Source organism: Actinocrinis sp. (genome assembly GCF_035946395.1).
Lineage (GTDB): Bacteria > Actinomycetota > Actinomycetes > Streptomycetales > Catenulisporaceae > Actinocrinis.
In genome coordinates, this window is sequence record NZ_DASYZI010000079.1 from 26308 (window position 1) to 42418 (window position 16111).

Here is a 16111-nt window from a genome sequence, read left to right on the forward strand (position 1 = left end):
TCAATCCTGGGAATCACAGTGATCTCGCCAGTTGAGAGCTTGACTGTGACCAAAGATGGCCCCAAAGGGCCACCTGTCAGGAGCTCTTCTGGACTAGTCCGCATGGTGCAGTCAGCCGTCTGTTCGTGCTCTGCCAGCATCGGCGCATCGGCGCGGTTCCGGTGGAGCACCGGGGCCAGGGTCGCTCAGGATCAGAAGGCATCGGTCGGTACGTACGTGCCCCACACGTCACGAAGTGCGTGTGAGACCTCACCGACCGTAGCACGGACCTTCAGCGCCTCGCGCATCGGGAACAGAACGTTCTCAGTGCCCGAAGCCGCCCGCCGCAGCTCGCCGAGCGTCCGGTCCACGTCGCCCTGGGACCGGTCCGCGCGCAGCTTGGCCAGCCGTTCGGCCTGCCGGGACTCGATGGCCGGGTCCACCCGCAACGGCTCGTACGGCTCCTCGGCATCGAGGGCGAACCGGTTGACGCCGACCACGACCCGCTCGCCGCCGTCGATCTCCTGCGCGACCCGGTACGCGGAGCGCTCGATCTCGGACTTCTGGAAGCCGTGCTCGATCGCGCGCACCGCGCCGCCGAGCGCCTCGACCCGGTCCATCAGCGTGCTGATCTCAGCTTCGAGCTCGTCGGTCAGCTTCTCCACGACGTACGAGCCCGCGAACGGGTCCACCGTCTTTGTGACGTCGGACTCGTACGCGATCACCTGCTGCGTGCGCAGGGCGAGGCGCGCGGCCTTCTCCGTGGGCAGCGCGATGGCCTCGTCGAAGGAGTTGGTGTGCAGCGACTGAGTGCCGCCGAACACCGCGCCGAGCGCCTGGAGGGCGACCCGGACCATGTTCACCTCGGGTTGCTGCGCGGTCAGCTGCACGCCCGCGGTCTGGGTGTGAAAGCGCAGCATCTGCGACTTGAGGTCCCTGGCGCCGAACTCGTCGCGCATCACCCGCGCCCAGATCCGCCGCGCGGCACGGAACTTGGCGACCTCTTCAAGCAGCGTCGTACGCGCGACGAAGAAGAACGACAGCCTCGGGGCGAACCGGTCCACGTCCAGCCCCGACTCGACGGCGGCACGTACGTACGCGATCCCGTCGGCCAGCGTGAACGCGATCTCCTGCGCGGGAGTCGCCCCGGCCTCGGCCATGTGGTAGCCGGAGATGGAGATCGTGTTCCACTTGGGGATCTCCCGGTTGCAGTACGCGAAGACGTCGGAGACCAGCCGCAGCGAGGGCTCCGGCGGGAAGATGTACGTCCCGCGGGCGATGTACTCCTTGAGGATGTCGTTCTGGACGGTCCCGTTCAGCGCCGAGGGCGCGACGCCCTGCTCCTCGCCGACCAGTTGGTAAAGCAGCAACAGGATCGCGGCGGGGGCGTTGATGGTCATCGAGGTGGAGACCCGGTCCAGCGGGATGCCGCCGAACAGGGTACGCATGTCCTCGATCGAGTCGATCGCGACACCGACCTTGCCGACCTCGCCGTGCGCGATCGGCTCGTCCGAGTCGTAACCCATCTGGGTGGGCAGGTCGAAGGCGACCGAGAGGCCGGTGGACCCGGCCTCGATCAGCTGCCGATAACGGCGGTTCGACTCCGCGGCCGTGCCGAAGCCGGCGTACTGCCGCATGGTCCAGGGCCGACCGGTGTACATCGTCGGATAAACACCCCGAGTGAACGGGTAGGCCCCCGGCTCTCCGAGCCGCTCCCCCGGATCCCAGCCGGCAAGATCGTCCGGGCGGTACACCGGACGGATCGGCAGGCCCGACTCGCTCAGCGCGCCCGGTTCGGAAGACGCGCTGTCGGACTGCGCAGTCTCAGGCCGAACGCTCTCAAACCGTGCGCTGTCGGGCGACATGCGTTACCTCGTGCAATCAGTGTGGTCGGTCGGCACCCGGAGGGTTGCTGCCTCTGAATCGAGTATTGCCGATGGCCCTTCACCCGCGCACCCCGCTGTCGCGCGAATCACACGCTGGCTGTTCGCGCGACAGCGGTCGAAGAGCGAAAGACGATGCGCGACCGCGTGGCGGCTACGCCGGTTCAATGATCGGCGTGACCGGGGTTCCGGTCTCAACCGTCCGGGAGACCGTGCACAACTTGTCGTGGGACAGCTTCACCGAGCGCGGCAGGATGGCGCGAGCCGCATCCCCGTCGGTGCCTTCGGGGAACGTGACGTGGAACGAGACCGTCAGATCGGTGACCCGACTGCCCTGCTCGTCGCTCACCTTGTTGCCGTTCACGACGACGGTGAAGTCGGTCGGCTCGGCGTGGCGGTTGGTCGCGTAGTCGACGTCCATCGCCGTGCAGCCGCCGATCGCCGCGAGCAGTAGTTCGACCGGGGCGAACGTGTTCTCGCTGCTGTTGCCGATGTTGATCGTGGCGCCGTGCGCGTTGGTCGCGGTGAAACTCAAGTCGGAGACGCGTTCGAGTTGGACCGTGCGAAGCGATGTCTGGGTCATGCTGCCGACCCTAGGTGATCGCCCGGCACCCGGCCAGCAGCGTTCTTGCCGAGCACGTCCCCGGTACGGACCGCCGTCCAGGCGGACAGGAAGAGCAGCGCCTGGAACGTGATGTCGAACCAGAGCAGGAGTGCGATGGGGACGCCGAACGCACCGTAGAGGGTCTTGCCGGCGACACGATCCAGATACGCGGCCACCAGGCCCTTGGTCACCTCGAACAGCACTGCGGCGACCAACGCCGTGCGCAGTAGGACGCCTCGGGGGATGCGCAGACGCGGGATGCCGGCGAGCAGGTAGGCGAACATCACGGTGGACGCGGCCAGGGCGACGACGGTGCCGAGTGTCCACAGGAACACGCGCGCACCCGTGGTGTCGGCGAGCCCGAGGTGACGCAGGATCACGTCGGCAAGCGCGGAGGTCGCCGCCGAGGCGGCCAACGAGACGACGGCCGTGACGCCCAGGCCGACCAGCGCGACGAGATCGACGAGCTTGCGGGTGACGAAGCTGCCCGGCATGTCCTCCACCGCCCAGATGGTGCGCAGGCCGCCGCGCGCCGCGTTGACCCACGACAGCCCCGACCAGACCAGCAGCAGCCCACTGATCAGGCCGATCGTGGCCGCGTTGTTGACGACCCCGTCCAGCGGCAGTTTGTCGGCGATGCCCGGCACGTTCGCCGAGACGTGGTCGCGCAGGCGCTTCGCGCCGGAGTCGCCGAGCGCCGCGGCGGCGATCGCGACACTGATCGCCAGCAGCGGGAAGAGCGAGAGGAACGCCGAGTAGGTGATCGCCGCGGCCAGGCGGCTGCCGCGATGGATGCGGTAGCGGTCGTAGGCACGCATCACCGTGGTGCGCCCTGCCCGCTCAAGCAGCGGCCCGAAACGCCGTTTGATCCGCCCCTTGACTCCGCTGCCCGGCACTCGTCCAGGCTAGTCGCGCAGCGTGTACCGACTATGCAGCGGCGCGGGCCGCTGTCGGAAAGGCGAAGGAACGCACCGTGCGCCACTTCCCCGCGGGTTCCATCTGATAGAGGCCGAAGCCGTCGATGTCGAACCGCGCATCGTAGTGCGCGAGGTCCGCCTGCGCCGCGTCGAGCGCCGCGTCGCCGAGGTCGTGGGCGATGGTGACGTGCGGGTGATACGGGAACTGAAGCTCCCGGTACAGCACCCCGGTGCGCACGTGTGCCTCAAGCTCCACGCACTCCAGCAAGCCCTGCACCACTCGCACGAAGACCACCCGTGAGACCGGACGGAACGTGCCGGTGCCGGACAGCCGCATGGCGAACGGCCGACCGCGCGCGGCGATGGCGGTCAGATGCCCCTCGATCTGCGGCACCACCGTCGGATCCACCTCGGTCGGCGGGAGCAGGGTGACGTGCGTCGGCACCACCGCCGCCTGCGGGTCGCCGTACGCGGCACGCCGGGCACGCAGCTCGCCGCCGTACGGTTCCGGTATCGCCAGCAGTATGCCGATCGTACTCATTTAGGCAGCACAGTAGCCGATCGCCCGGCCACCGGTGCGCCGGCCAGAAAACCGATCCGGTCGTAGGCCGCCGCCAGGGTCGGGGCGGCCACGGCGCGCGCCCGCTCCGCGCCGTCGGCCAGGATCGCGTCGAGCTTGTCGGGATCGGCCAGCACCGCCTCGGTGCGCTCCTTGAAGGCGCCGAAGGTGCTCGCGACGACCTCGGCGAGGTCCGTCTTCAGGTCGCCGTAGCCGCGGCCCGCGTAGTCCCGCTCCAGCTCGGGGATCGAGCGGCCGTCCAGCGCGCAGTAGATGCGCAGCAGGTTGGAGACGCCGGGCTTGTTCTCCTCGTCGAAGCGGATCTCCCGCTCGGCGTCGGTGACCGCCGACTTGATCTTCTTCGCGTTGGCCTTGGGATCGGCCAGCAGCTCGATCAGGCCGGCCGGCGACTCGGCCGACTTCGACATCTTCGAGGCGGGGTCCTGGAGGTCCATGATCTTGGCGGTGTCCCTGACGATGTACGGCTGCGGGACCGTGAACGTCTCGCCGTACCGGCCGTTGAACCGCTGCGCCAGATCGCGGGTCAGCTCCACGTGCTGGCGCTGGTCCTCGCCGACCGGCACGTAGTTCGCCTGGTAGACCAGGATGTCGGCGACTTGGAGGATCGGGTAGGTGAACAGCCCGACGGTGGTCGCGCCGGTACCGTGCCGCGCCGACTTGTCCTTGAACTGGGTCATCCGGGAGGCCTCGCCGAAGCCGGTGATGCAGTTCATCACCCAGCCCAGCTGCGCGTGCTCGGGCACGTGGCTCTGCACGAACAGCGTGCAGCGCTGCGGATCCAGGCCGGCCGCGAGCAGCTGCGCGGCGGCGACGCGGGTGCGGCGGCGCAACGTGGCCGGGTCCTGCTCGACGGTGATCGCGTGCAGGTCGACGACGCAGTAGAAGGCGTCGTATTCGTCCTGGAGCTTCACCCAGTTGCTGATCGCACCCAGGTAGTTGCCGAGGTGGAACGAGTCGGCGGTGGGCTGGATCCCGCTGAGCACCCGCGGGCGCGCGGGAGGCGCGGCGGACTGCTGGGTGTTCGGCTCATCACGGTCGGCGGACATAGCCTCCATTGTCGCAGACACCGCGTACCCGCTTCATCCGTGTAATCCCGGTAGTATGTGCGCAGCACGTCAACCGTCCTGCTGGGCTCCCCGGGCCGCGTCGGGCGCGACATCGGCTGAGCCGGCCGACTCGGTACGGCTGAGCCGTACCCGTGAGATGCGGCGGCCGTCCATCGCGTGCACGGTCAGCTTCAGGCCGTCGAACGTGACCTGGTCGCCGACGGCAGGCACCCGGCCGAGCCGGGCCATGATGTACCCGGCGAGCGTCTCGTACGGACCGTCGGTCAGCTCGATGCCGGTCTCCTCGTGGAAGTCTTCGAGGTTGATCAGGCCGTCGAGTTCGAGGTCTCCGTCACGCAGCCGGGTGACGCGGGCGCGGGCGATGTCGTACTCGTCGCGGATGTCGCCGATGACCTCCTCGACGAGGTCTTCCAGCGTGACGATCCCGGCGGTGCCGCCGTACTCGTCGAGCACGATGGCCAGGTGGAACGAGTCCCGGCGCATCTCGGAGAGGGCCGAGAGCACGTGCTTGGTCTCCGGCAGGAATATCACCGGCCGGGCCAGATCGGCGACGCGCGCGGCCTGCTGCGCGGTGTCCGGGGCGAGTAGGTCGCGCACGTGGACGAACCCGGCGACGTTGTCCGACGAGCCGTCGGTCACCGGATAGCGGGAGTGCGGACGGCGGCCTATCAGAGCTGCGGCGTCGGCCAGCGGCATCGCCCCGTCGAGGAACACCACCTCGGTACGCGGGACCAGCACCTCGCGCAGCTGCCGGTCGCCGGCGCCGAAGACCTCGTCGATCAGCCGCCGCTCGTCGCTGGTCAGCGTCTCGGTGGAGGCGACGAGTTGGCGCAGTTCCTCCTCGCTGACCTGCTCGCGAGAAGCCGCCGGATCGCCGCCGAAGAGCCGCACGATGCCGTCCGTGCAGACCGACAGCAGCCAGATGACCGGCCGGCACAGCCGGGCCATCCCTTGCAGGAAGGGGGCCACGGCCTTCGAGGTCGACTCGGCCCGTTGCAGGGCCAGCCGCTTGGGCGCGAGCTCGCCGATCACCAGCGTGACGAACGAGATGATCATCGTGACGCCGACCAGGCCGATGAACCCGGCCAGACCGGAGGCGAGCCCGGCGCGGACCAGGGCCCGCTTGGCGTCCTCGGACAGCGTGGTCGCGCCGTAGGCGGAGGAGAGCAGCGCGGTGAGGGTGACGCCGATCTGCACCGTGGCCAGGAAGCGGTTCGGATTGCCGACGAGGCGCACCACGGTGCTGCCGCGCTTGCCGGACGTGGCCAGCGCCTGGAGCTGGCCCTCGCGCAGCGAGACCAGCGCGATCTCGGAGGCGACGAACAGCGCCTCGATCAGGATCAGGGCGAGTACGACGAGACTTGAGGCGATGGTCGAGTTCACGGCGTGCGCAGCACCTGCCTGGTCGGCTCCGGCCGCCGCTGTGGCCGGAGGCTCCGCCGGGGTGGCGCGCACGCCTGTCTATGTCCGCCTGGGTCCAGAGATCTGGCTCTGGAGCCGGTACTTTCGCCCATACGCGGAAGTTTAGCGATTCGGCGGATGCGAGCTGCCTGCGTACGGCCCAGCCTGCCGTTCTGTGGAGGGCGCCTCTAAACTCGCCGCGTGCGAACGGACGAGACGGACGAGCGGATCATCGGCTGCCTGTTACGCGATGCCCGAAGCGCCTACGCCGACATCGGCGCGCAGGTGGGCCTGTCGGCGCCGGCGGTGAAGCGCCGGGTGGACCGGTTACGCGCCGAGGGGCTGATCACCGGTTTCACCGCGCTGGTCGATCCGGTCGCACTCGGCTGGACCACCGAGGCATTCGTCGAGCTCTACTGCACGGGACGTACGTCGCCTGACGCAATCCGCACCGCGATGTCCGAGAACCCGGAGATCGTGGCGGCGTACACCGTAACCGGCGAAGCCGACGCGTTACTGCACCTGCGCACGCGGGGCACCGCTCACCTGGAGACGGTGCTGGAGCGCGTGCGCACGGCGCCGTTCGTACAGCAGACCAAATCCGTACTCGTGCTCTCCCGCCTCATCGACCGCCGCTGACCCTCACTCCCGGCCACTCGCTCACTGCGTCGGGAACAGTCCGGGCGTGCATGTGACGTTGCTGATCGTGTCGCCACCAGTACCCTCCACCACCATGCCGAAGCTGGTAGTCGAGCTGCCGGGCGCGAGCAACGAGTTGTAGCCGGTCGACGGGTAGTTCGTCGCGACGACATGCTGCCCGCTCTGCTGGATCTCACCGTTCCAGGTGGTGTAAACCGTGTCGCCGACCGGCAGGTCGAACGTGACGGTCCACTCGTTGAACGCGACGGTGCCGGTGTTCGTGATCACGAACTGGAGGTCGAAACCGCCCTGCCAGGCGGTGGAGACGACCGGCGTGGCCTTGCACGCCATCACCCCGCTCGCGGCCGCCGGAGCCGGCGCCGCAGACGCCGCAGCGGCGGACACCGGCACGAGGCCGAGGGCGAGCATCGGGACGACGGCGCGCAGCGCGATTCCCCGCTTGTGCATCAGAGTCCTTCCTCGCGTCGAAAACCGAGTGCACGGTACGGCCGAGAAATCCGCACAGCAACCGCAAATCCGACACCGGGCCCTGATGCGCAGGTCGTCACCGCACGCTCCGCCGCCCACCCTGAAACTCTCAGCCGCAACCCGTCACGGCTACAGGCGCGCCAACGCGGCCCGCAACGGGTCGAGACCAAGCGCGCCAAGGGCGAGTGCCTGGCTGTGGAACTCCTTGAGGTCGAACGCCGCGCCCTTCCTCGCCCGCGCGTCCTCACGCGCCTGGAGCCAGATCCGCTCGCCGAGCTTGTACGACGGGGCCTGGCCCGGCCAGCCGAGGTAGCGATTGAGCTCGAAGCGCAGCATCTCGTCCTCGGTCCGGACGTGGCCGCGCAGGAACTCCCATGCCAGCCCGGCGTTCCAGACCTCGCCGTCATGCCAGCCGGTACCGGCCGGGATCGACAGCCCCAGATGCACGCCGAGGTCGACGACGACGCGGGCGGCGCGCAGCATCTGGCCGTCGAGCATGCCGAGGCGTGCGCCCGGGTCCTCCAGGTAGCCCAGTTCCTCCATCAGCCGTTCGGAGTACAGCGCCCAGCCCTCGCCGTGCCCGGAGACCCAACACATCAGCCGCCGCCACCGGTTCAGCTTCTCCCGCTGGTAGACGGCCTGCGCGATCTGCAAATGATGGCCGGGCACGCCCTCGTGGTAGACGGTGGTCACCTCGCGCCAGGTGGAGAACTCGGTGACGCCGTCGGCCACCGCCCACCACATCCGGCCGGGCCGGCTGAAGTCCTCGCTCGGGCCGGTGTAATAGATGCCGCCGTCGCTCGTCGGGGTGATCATGCACTCGATGCGACGGGCCGGCTCCGGGATGTCGAAATGCTTGCCGTGCATCTCGCCGATGGTGCGGTCGGCCAGCTCCTGCATCCAGTCGCGGAAGGCCGCCTTGCCCTGGATCCGGCGGCCGGGTTCGGCGTCGAGTGCGGCGACGGCGTCATCGACGGTGCCGCCGGGGACGATCTGCCCGGCGACCCGGTTCATCTCCGTCTCCAGCCGCCTCACCTCTGCCAAACCCCACGCGTACGCCTCGTCCAGGTCGATGGCGGCGCCGAGGAAGTAGCGGGAGGCCAGGCGATACCGGTCGCGGCCGGCCGCGTCCTGCTCCGGCGCGTACGGCAACAGCTCGGTCTCAAGAAATGCGCCGAAGTCCGCAGTGGCCCGCCGCGCCGCCGCAGCCGCACGGTCCAGATCGGCTCGCATCGCACCCTCGGCTCCGGTGCGCTCGACGAGATCGCCGTAGAAGTCGGTGCCTTCAGCCCCGGACCACTCGGCGCACTGCTTCGCACACGCGACAACTTGACGCCGTGCCGAGACGTGCCCGTCCTTCGCCGACTCCAGCAACGTGCGCCGCAGCCCGGCGTACGCCTCCGGGACGCCGGCCATCCGCGCGGCGAGGTCGCGGTGCGCCTTCTCGCCCTCGACCGGCATCAGGTCGAAGACCTGGCGCACCGCCTGCAAGGGGCTGGAGATGACATTGAGGTCGCTGGTGGCCTCGCCCGCGTCGTAGATCTCGACGGCGAGGCCGAGCCGTTCCAGCATCGCGTCCCTGGCGACCTGCACGTCCACGTCCGGGACGGCCTCGGCGTCGAGCGCGGCGACGGTCTCGCGGTCGAGCTCGGCCCGGGCCCGGAAGCCGTCGGGGCTCAGGTCGGGCATCAGGTCGTCGAAGCCGGGCACGCCGCTGTACGTGGCCTCGATCGGGTTCAGTTCGGCGGCGCGCTCGACGTACCGGTCGGCGATCTCATCGACATGGCTCATGCAACCGCACGCTATCGCCGACTGCCCGCCGGGGCATGCCGGTTTCCCGGGCAGTCGGCGTGGGACGAGGGAAATCCCTACAGGTCAGATCGGCATCAGATCAGACCGAGCGCGCGGACGGCGTCGCGCTCGTCCGCCAGCTCCTTGACAGAGGCGTCGATCCGGGCGCGCGAGAACGCGTTGATCTCCAGCCCCTGGACGATCGAGAAGTCCCCGCCCGCAGTGGTGACCGGGAACGACGAAACCAGCCCTTCGGGGACGCCGTAGGAACCGTCCGAGACGATGCCCATGGAGGTCCAGTCCCCCTCGGCGGTGCCGTTGAACAGCGTGAAGACGTGGTCCAGCGCCGCCGAAGCAGCCGACGCCGCGGAGGACGAGCCCCGGGCCTCGATGATCGCCGCGCCGCGCTTGGCCACGGTCGGGATGAACGTGTTCTCCAGCCAGTCCTGGTCGGCGATGTACTCGGCGGCGCTCTTGCCGGAGATCTTGGCGTTGAACAGGTCCGGGTACTGCGTCGCGGAGTGGTTGCCCCAGATGGTCAGGTTGCTGATCTCGGTGACCGGCACACCCGCCTTCGCGGCCACCTGCGCGACCGCCCGGTTGTGGTCCAGCCGGGTCATCGCGCCGAACCGGGACTTGGGCACGTCCGGAGCGTGATGCGCGGCGATCAGCGCGTTGGTGTTGGCCGGGTTCCCGACCACCAGCACGCGGATGTCGGACGCGGCGCCGGCGTTGATCGCCGAGCCCTGCGGCCTGAAGATGCCGCCGTTGGCCGACAGCAGGTCGCCGCGCTCCATCCCGGCGGTACGCGGCCGCGCCCCGACCAGCAGCGCCACGTTCGCCCCGGCGAACGCCGGGATGGGGTCGTCGAAGATGTCGATCCCGGCCAGCAGCGGGAAGGCGCAGTCGTCGAGCTCCATGGCGACGCCCTCAGCGGCCTTGACCGCCTGCGGGATCTCCAGCAACCGCAGCCGGACGGGCGTGTCCGCCCCGAGCAGATGCCCGGCGGCGATGCGGAAAAGCAGCGAGTAACCGATCTGGCCGGCGGCGCCGGTGACGGTGACGTTGACGGGGGTGCGGGTCATCGCGATCTCCTGCAAGCCGACACCGAGTCATCCCGGATGCCGGTCGACGAATGGTTGACGACTTGGGATTTTCTTGCCGAGGCAACCGTACTCCGCCGCGAGACCGCAGCCCGTCCCCCCTCCCGTGACAAACACGACACGTGCGACATCCTTCAATACGTAGGTGGAGCTACGGTAAGCTGAGCTCTGCAGGGAGCTAGACCGCTCTTTGTGCTATTTTTTTGCACAGTGGCGCCTGGATCTGACCGCTAGACGGAGGAAGCGTCCATGCTCCTGTCCTTCCGAGCCGCGAACCACCGCTCGCTGCGCGATGAGCAGCAGCTGAACCTGGCATGGGCGTTCAAAGCCGACCGCCCCGAGGGTGTCGACTGGCCGGCTGTACCCGTAGCGGCCATCTTCGGCGCGAATGCGTCCGGAAAGTCGAATCTCATCGATGCGTTGAGATACATGCGAACGATGGCGCTTCGCTCGGATCTGGAGACAGAACCCGGCTTCGGCGTCGAGCGCTCCCCCTTCGTGCTCGACCCCGCCATGGCGGGAGAGGACAGCTGGTTCATCGTCGATGCCGACATCGGCGGTGTTCGCTTCACATACGGTTTCGCCTTGAACGACAGTGGCGTCACCGAAGAATGGCTTTACCGCTACCCGTCGAAGAAAAGGCAGATCGTCTTCGAAAGAAAAGACGGCGAATACCATTTCGGTACCACTGTCCAGAACGAGTTGCACCGCATCGCGGAGATCACTCCCGAGTCGGTTCTTTTCATCACCAGCGCGGCGCGGTACGCACAAGAGGATGTGCTCCCCGTTTATGGCTGGCTACGAGACATGGAAGTCTCGACCAGCTCGCAGCAGCCCTCATCCAATCCGGTAAGAACCGCCTCGTGGCTGTACCGGGAGGATAATCGCAAGAAAGCGCTGAAGTTGCTGAAGTTCGCGGACGTCGGCATCAGAGACGTGATCGTCCGCGAGCTCGATGACGGCGCTTCAGCAGACCCGAGAGCTGGTTATCGCATCTTCCGAGAGACGAAGACAGTGGACGGCCGCAGGAGATCGGCCCGAATTCAGGTGGAGCTGCTTTTCGAGATGAGCGGCGACAAGGGGAACGCCCACCTGTCTCTTGAGCAGCAGTCAGCCGGCACGAGAACCTTCCTTGCGATGCTGCCTGGCGTTCTGGGGTGTCTTGAAACCGGTTCGGTGATGGTCATCGACGAACTCGAGTCGAATCTGCATCCGAATCTGGCTCAACACCTCGTCAGTCTGTTCCAGAGTCCCGAGTCGAATCCACGTGCCGCCCAACTGGTCTTCACTACGCACAACACTTCACTGCTCGGAAGCAACTTCGAGATCCTGAAGCGAGATCAGATCTGGTTCGTCGAGAAAGGAGAACAGGACGGAGCGACCGTCCTGTTCCCGCTCAGCGACTTCAAGCCGAGGAACAAGGAGAACACCGAGCGCCGCTATCTGGGCGGTGGTTATGGCGCGGTCCCCTTCATCGACGACCAGTTGGTGATCGCCGCACTACAGCACGAGACCGACTCGAACCCTGACGAGGCCGGTGCGGACGGTGAGTAGACACCCCACCCGCAGCACCTCAATCCAACGCGGTCAGGCCGTACGTCAGTCCCGACGGCTTCTCGTGGTATGTGGTTCGGAGGGGAACGAGGCGCGGTACATCAATGGCCTGAGACTTCACTTGAGGAACCCGGCAGTGCGGGTCGACGTGAAGGAGAAGGGAAGCGCGCCGCTTGACGTGCTCGAATACGGATTGGGTAAGGCGTCACGCTCGACAGAACCCTACGACGAACTGTGGTGCGTCGTCGACGTGGATGAATTCATCGCCAGCGGCGACAACCTCGGCAAGGCGGTCAAGCGCGCGGCGCGGACATCGACTGCCGATCTCGCCATCACCATGGTGATCACGAATCCGTGCTTCGAGTTCTGGCTCGTGTTGCACTTTGCGAACCATCGCGCCCACCTGGCGAATTACGCACAGATGAAGGCGGTCGTCAAGAAACACGTGCCCGGCTACCGCAAGAGCGCACTCGACTTCGTACGTGACGGTTACGCCGATCGATACCTGGACGCCGCTGACCGTGCTCGGATGCTGGATCCGACGGGCGCCGCCTACCAGACGAATCCCTCCACGAACATGTGGCAGTTGGTCGAGGCCTTACGTTATCGGAACGGCGGGACGGCCCCGCAGGATGAGTCCGTGCGGGGCCGTCCTTAACTCGTTCGGCTTCGGGATGCCGGGTCAGCCGGCGATGGCCTTCTTGAGGTTCTCGTCGAGCGCGGCGAGGAAGTCCTGGGTGGTCAGCCAGGGGGCGTCCGGGGCGATGAGCAGTGCGAGGTCCTTGGTCATCTGGCCGCCTTCGACGGTGGCGACGCAGACCTGCTCCAGGGTGTCGGCGAAGGCCGTCACCTCGGGCGTGTTGTCCAGCTTGCCGCGGTGCGCGAGGCCGCGGGTCCAAGCGTAGATCGACGCGATCGGGTTGGTGGAGGTGGCCTTGCCCTGCTGGTGCTGGCGGTAGTGGCGGGTGACCGTGCCGTGGGCGGCCTCGGCCTCGACGGTCCTGCCGTCGGGGGTCATCAGGACGCTGGTCATCAGGCCGAGGGAGCCGAAGCCCTGGGCCACGGTGTCGGACTGCACGTCTCCGTCGTAGTTCTTGCAGGCCCACACGTAACCGCCCTCCCACTTGAGCGCGGAGGCGACCATGTCGTCGATCAGCCGGTGCTCGTAGGTCAGGTCGGCCTTCTCGAACTCGGCCTTGAACTCGGTCTCGAACACCTCCTGGAAGATGTCCTTGAACTGGCCGTCGTAGGCCTTGAGGATCGTGTTCTTCGTGGACAGGTACACCGGGTAGCCGCGGTCGAGGCCGTAGCGCATCGAGGCACGGGCGAAGTCGCGGATGGACTCGTCGAGGTTGTACATCGACAGCGCCACGCCGGAGCCGGGGAAGTCGAAGACGTTCAGCTCGATCGGCTCGGAGCCGTCCTGCGGGGTGAAGGTCAGGGTCAGCGTGCCGGCGCCGGGGACCTTCAGGTCGGTGGCGCGATACTGGTCGCCGAAGGCGTGGCGGCCGATCACGATGGGCTTGGTCCAGCTGGGCACCAGCCGCGGCACGTTCTGCATGATGATCGGCTCGCGGAAGATCACGCCGCCGAGAATGTTGCGGATGGTGCCGTTCGGGGACTTCCACATCTTCTTCAGGCCGAACTCCTCGACCCGCGCCTCGTCCGGAGTGATCGTCGCGCACTTCACGCCGACGCCGTACTGCTTGATCGCGTTGGCTGCGTCGACGGTGACCTGGTCGGCGGTGGCGTCGCGGTGCTCGATCCCGAGGTCGTAGTACTTCAGGTCGACGTCGAGGTACGGCAGGATCAGCGAGTCCTTGATGAACTGCCAGATGATCCGGGTCATCTCGTCGCCGTCGAGTTCGACGACCGGGTTGGCTACCTTGATCTTGGGCATGGGGACGGTCCTTCGCGCACGGCGGGTTCGACTGGGGCGGGCACTTATCTTGGCGTCAAGATAAGTCGCCGTGGACGAGAGTACCGTGGCGGCGTGGTGGGGGTGAAACCAGCCCGTTACTCAGGGGCCGGGGGCCGGGGCTGGCGTTGGGAACTGGAGCCGGTGCCAGGGGCGGTGCTCGGGTGAGTGGATGTCAGAAGGTGTCGGCGAACAGGGCCAGCAGCAGTAGGAGCGCGCCCAGCAGGGCCATGGTCACGACGTCCACGCCGCGACGGCGCACCGCCAGCAGGCCGGCGCGGGCCGGGGACAGCACGAAGCGCAGCGCCGAGCCGAGCAGCAGGGACGCGGCGAGAATGGTCAGCCCGTGCTTGAGTGCGCCGAGGGACACCACGATCACGGCCACGAAGGCGGTGGTGAACACGAGGGCGAACGGCCATTCGACCGCCAGTACGCGCAATGCGCGGCCGATCGAGGCTCCATCCCGGCGAGAGGCAAGTTCCATGAAGCCACTAAACCACCTTTCGGACGTCAGCCGGGGCGATGGAGGAGGGGGGAAGAGGGATGGGGGTCGAGCGCGTGTGATGGGTGGGGGATGGGCGGGCGGAGGGTGGGCAGTGGGCGGGCGGGCGATGGACAGGCGATGGGTGGTACGCCATCCGGGTAGAAGCCATATGAGCGGTTGGATTCTCGGGCGCGAAGGTATGGGCGCGTGGTACTTACGTACGCATCCGGTGTGGTTGTCGTCGCAGTCGGCGCGTGGTCTTCGAATGGAGCAGTGAGTCATGAGTAGCGTTCCACCGATCGGCGCAGCATCGGACGAACCCGCGACGAGAGGGCGACGCTCGCTGGGCGAGCGGATGGTCGGTCCGAAACCGGTCATCGGGCTGCTGATCGTCGCCGCGACGGTGTGGTTCATCCTGGCCAACACCAGTCACACCCGGATCCACTTCTGGCTGGTCTGGGTGACCGCGCAGCTGTGGATGGTGCTGGCCGGGACCTTTCTCGCCGGGATGGTGCTCGGCTTCCTGTTGAAGCGGCGTACGCGGGACCGGGACCGGGATCGCAAGCAGCGTGGATGAGGTGACGGCACACGCCTCTGGTTGGGCGTGTCTGGTTGAGCATGGCTGGGTGGGGCGGCGGCGGCGCGACACCCGGCCACCGTGCATGGCATCGTAGAAAACGGAAAAACGAGACCTCGGGCCGCTCGAACGAGACAGGACGTGGGGCTGTGACCGTGCGCGACGACGAACGGACCGCCGGCCAGGCCGGCGGCGGTGACGAGGGACGCGACGACGAGGTCCGTGGCGACGACGACCGCGACCGCGGCGCCTTGGTCGCCGTGCCCGCCGAGCCGATCGCCGAGGACGAACGCAGGGCCCTGCTGGACGGGGCCATACACGATCCGCACCGCCTGCTCGGCGCGCACCCGGCCGAGGGCGGCACGCTGGTGCGGGTGTTGCGGCCGTTCGCCGAGACGGTCACGGTGGTCACGGCCGACGGTTCGCGCTGTGCGCTGCCGGCTGAGGGCGAGGGCTTGTTCGGCGGGGTGCTGCCGATCGAGATCAGTGACTACCGGCTGGAGATCGGGTACGGCGACGCGACCGTCGAGACCGACGATCCGTACCGCTTCCTGCCGACACTCGGCGAGATCGATCTGCACCTGATCGGTGAGGGCCGGCACGAACAGCTGTGGGAGGTGCTCGGCTCGCGGGTGCGCCGCTTCGACGCGCCTGCCGGTACGGGCTCACCGTTCGAAGCGCCGGTGGGCACATCCTTCGCGGTGTGGGCGCCCAACGCACGCGGCGTGCGCGTTGTCGGCGACTTCAACTACTGGAACGGCACCAGCCATCCGCTGCGCTCGATGGGCTCCAGCGGCGTGTGGGAACTGTTCGTGCCCGGGGTCGGCACCGGCGCGCGGTACAAGTACGAGATCCTCGGCCGCGACGGGGTGTGGCGGCAGAAGGCCGATCCGCTGGCCCGCCAGTGCGAGCATCCTCCGGCGAACGCCTCGATCGTCGATGAGTCGCACTACGAGTGGTCCGACTCCCAGTGGCTGGACCGGCGCGCGAAGTGGGATCCATACCGCGCGCCGATGTCCGTGTACGAACTGCACCTCGCGTCCTGGCGCCCTGGGCTGGATTACCGCGGGTTGGCGGAGCAGTTGCCGCCTTACCTGAACGAGCTCGGCTTTACGCACGTGGAGT

The 16111-nt window shown here is 67.8% G+C and carries 16 protein-coding genes; 5 read left to right on the forward strand and 11 right to left on the reverse strand.

Annotated elements, in window-relative coordinates; all coding sequences use genetic code 11:
- Nucleotides 1–191: 191 nt before the first annotated feature.
- From VGS97_RS05510 to VGS97_RS05535, 6 genes are all read right to left on the reverse strand, one after another.
- The gene (locus VGS97_RS05510; protein WP_326852130.1) at nt 192–1763 is read right to left on the reverse strand and encodes an acyl-CoA mutase large subunit family protein; all 1572 of its coding nucleotides are present in this window, start codon (nt 1761–1763) and stop codon (nt 192–194) included.
- A gap of 253 nt (nt 1764–2016) precedes the next feature.
- Entirely contained in the window at nt 2017–2445 is a 429-nt protein-coding gene (locus tag VGS97_RS05515) for an OsmC family protein (protein ID WP_326852114.1), read from the reverse strand.
- A complete protein-coding gene (locus tag VGS97_RS05520; RefSeq protein ID WP_326852115.1) occupies nt 2442–3362 on the reverse strand; it encodes a YihY/virulence factor BrkB family protein in 921 nt (306 codons plus the stop codon). The genes VGS97_RS05515 and VGS97_RS05520 overlap by 4 nt, the downstream gene beginning before the upstream one ends.
- A gap of 31 nt (nt 3363–3393) precedes the next feature.
- On the reverse strand, nt 3394–3924 hold the full coding sequence (locus VGS97_RS05525; protein ID WP_326852116.1) for a 2'-5' RNA ligase family protein: 531 nt from the start codon (nt 3922–3924) through the stop codon (nt 3394–3396).
- On the reverse strand, nt 3921–5009 hold the full coding sequence (trpS, locus tag VGS97_RS05530; protein WP_326852117.1) for a tryptophan--tRNA ligase: 1089 nt from the start codon (nt 5007–5009) through the stop codon (nt 3921–3923). Before trpS ends, VGS97_RS05525 begins: the two co-directional genes overlap by 4 nt.
- Nucleotides 5010–5078: 69 nt before the next feature.
- Nucleotides 5079–6485 carry a hemolysin family protein gene (locus tag VGS97_RS05535; protein WP_326852118.1) on the reverse strand — a complete coding sequence of 469 codons (1407 nt, stop codon included), beginning with the start codon at nt 6483–6485 and terminating at the stop codon, nt 5079–5081.
- Nucleotides 6486–6632: 147 nt separating this feature from the next.
- Here VGS97_RS05535 and VGS97_RS05540 point away from each other — a divergent pair, with 147 nt between their 5' ends.
- Entirely contained in the window at nt 6633–7070 is a 438-nt protein-coding gene (locus VGS97_RS05540; protein WP_326852119.1) for an Lrp/AsnC family transcriptional regulator, read from the forward strand.
- Nucleotides 7071–7091: 21 nt separating this feature from the next.
- Here VGS97_RS05540 and VGS97_RS05545 read toward each other — a convergent pair whose 3' ends face one another.
- The 3 genes from VGS97_RS05545 to VGS97_RS05555 all read right to left on the reverse strand — a co-directional run bounded on the left by VGS97_RS05545 (nt 7092) and on the right by VGS97_RS05555 (nt 10435).
- The gene (locus VGS97_RS05545) at nt 7092–7538 is read right to left on the reverse strand and encodes a cellulose binding domain-containing protein (protein ID WP_326852120.1); all 447 of its coding nucleotides are present in this window, start codon (nt 7536–7538) and stop codon (nt 7092–7094) included.
- 150 nt (nt 7539–7688) lie between these two features.
- Nucleotides 7689–9350: a DUF885 domain-containing protein gene (locus VGS97_RS05550; RefSeq protein ID WP_326852121.1), complete on the reverse strand. Its 1662-nt coding sequence runs from the start codon at nt 9348–9350 to the stop codon at nt 7689–7691.
- A 95-nt stretch (nt 9351–9445) separates the two neighbouring features.
- Complete coding sequence (locus VGS97_RS05555) at nt 9446–10435, reverse strand: malate dehydrogenase (RefSeq protein WP_326852123.1); 990 nt, start codon at nt 10433–10435, stop codon at nt 9446–9448.
- Nucleotides 10436–10702: 267 nt separating this feature from the next.
- Between VGS97_RS05555 and VGS97_RS05560 the strand changes: the two genes are divergently transcribed.
- Together VGS97_RS05560 and VGS97_RS05565 are read left to right on the forward strand one after the other, a co-directional pair.
- Nucleotides 10703–12007 (forward strand): ATP-binding protein, encoded by a 1305-nt coding sequence (locus VGS97_RS05560; RefSeq protein WP_326852124.1) that lies wholly within the window; start codon nt 10703–10705, stop codon nt 12005–12007.
- 64 nt (nt 12008–12071) lie between these two features.
- Nucleotides 12072–12665 carry an RloB family protein gene (locus VGS97_RS05565; protein WP_326852131.1) on the forward strand — a complete coding sequence of 198 codons (594 nt, stop codon included), beginning with the start codon at nt 12072–12074 and terminating at the stop codon, nt 12663–12665.
- Between the two features lie 24 nt (nt 12666–12689).
- Here VGS97_RS05565 and VGS97_RS05570 read toward each other — a convergent pair whose 3' ends face one another.
- The gene (locus VGS97_RS05570; RefSeq protein WP_326852125.1) at nt 12690–13907 is read right to left on the reverse strand and encodes an NADP-dependent isocitrate dehydrogenase; all 1218 of its coding nucleotides are present in this window, start codon (nt 13905–13907) and stop codon (nt 12690–12692) included.
- A 193-nt stretch (nt 13908–14100) separates the two neighbouring features.
- Nucleotides 14101–14409, reverse strand: coding sequence for a DUF3017 domain-containing protein (locus tag VGS97_RS05575; RefSeq protein ID WP_326852126.1), 309 nt, complete (start codon nt 14407–14409; stop codon nt 14101–14103).
- Nucleotides 14410–14689: 280 nt separating this feature from the next.
- On the opposite strand from VGS97_RS05575, the gene VGS97_RS05580 reads away from it, so the two are divergent.
- Nucleotides 14690–14986: a LapA family protein gene (locus VGS97_RS05580; protein ID WP_326852128.1), complete on the forward strand. Its 297-nt coding sequence runs from the start codon at nt 14690–14692 to the stop codon at nt 14984–14986.
- 149 nt (nt 14987–15135) lie between these two features.
- A partial coding sequence (locus VGS97_RS05585) for a GlgB N-terminal domain-containing protein (RefSeq protein ID WP_414641648.1) occupies nt 15136–16111 on the forward strand: 976 nt, incomplete at its 3' end.

Coding starts and splice junctions, on each gene's coding strand:
- VGS97_RS05515 (WP_326852114.1), bottom strand. CDS start 2,445: ATGACCCAGACATCGCTTCGCACGGTCCAACTCGAACGCGTCTCCGAC.
- VGS97_RS05525 (WP_326852116.1), bottom strand. CDS start 3,924: ATGAGTACGATCGGCATACTGCTGGCGATACCGGAACCGTACGGCGGC.
- trpS (WP_326852117.1), bottom strand. CDS start 5,009: ATGTCCGCCGACCGTGATGAGCCGAACACCCAGCAGTCCGCCGCGCCT.
- VGS97_RS05545 (WP_326852120.1), bottom strand. CDS start 7,538: ATGCACAAGCGGGGAATCGCGCTGCGCGCCGTCGTCCCGATGCTCGCC.
- VGS97_RS05550 (WP_326852121.1), bottom strand. CDS start 9,350: ATGAGCCATGTCGATGAGATCGCCGACCGGTACGTCGAGCGCGCCGCC.
- VGS97_RS05555 (WP_326852123.1), bottom strand. CDS start 10,435: ATGACCCGCACCCCCGTCAACGTCACCGTCACCGGCGCCGCCGGCCAG.
- VGS97_RS05560 (WP_326852124.1), top strand. CDS start 10,703: ATGCTCCTGTCCTTCCGAGCCGCGAACCACCGCTCGCTGCGCGATGAG.
- VGS97_RS05570 (WP_326852125.1), bottom strand. CDS start 13,907: ATGCCCAAGATCAAGGTAGCCAACCCGGTCGTCGAACTCGACGGCGAC.
- VGS97_RS05575 (WP_326852126.1), bottom strand. CDS start 14,409: ATGGAACTTGCCTCTCGCCGGGATGGAGCCTCGATCGGCCGCGCATTG.
- VGS97_RS05580 (WP_326852128.1), top strand. CDS start 14,690: ATGAGTAGCGTTCCACCGATCGGCGCAGCATCGGACGAACCCGCGACG.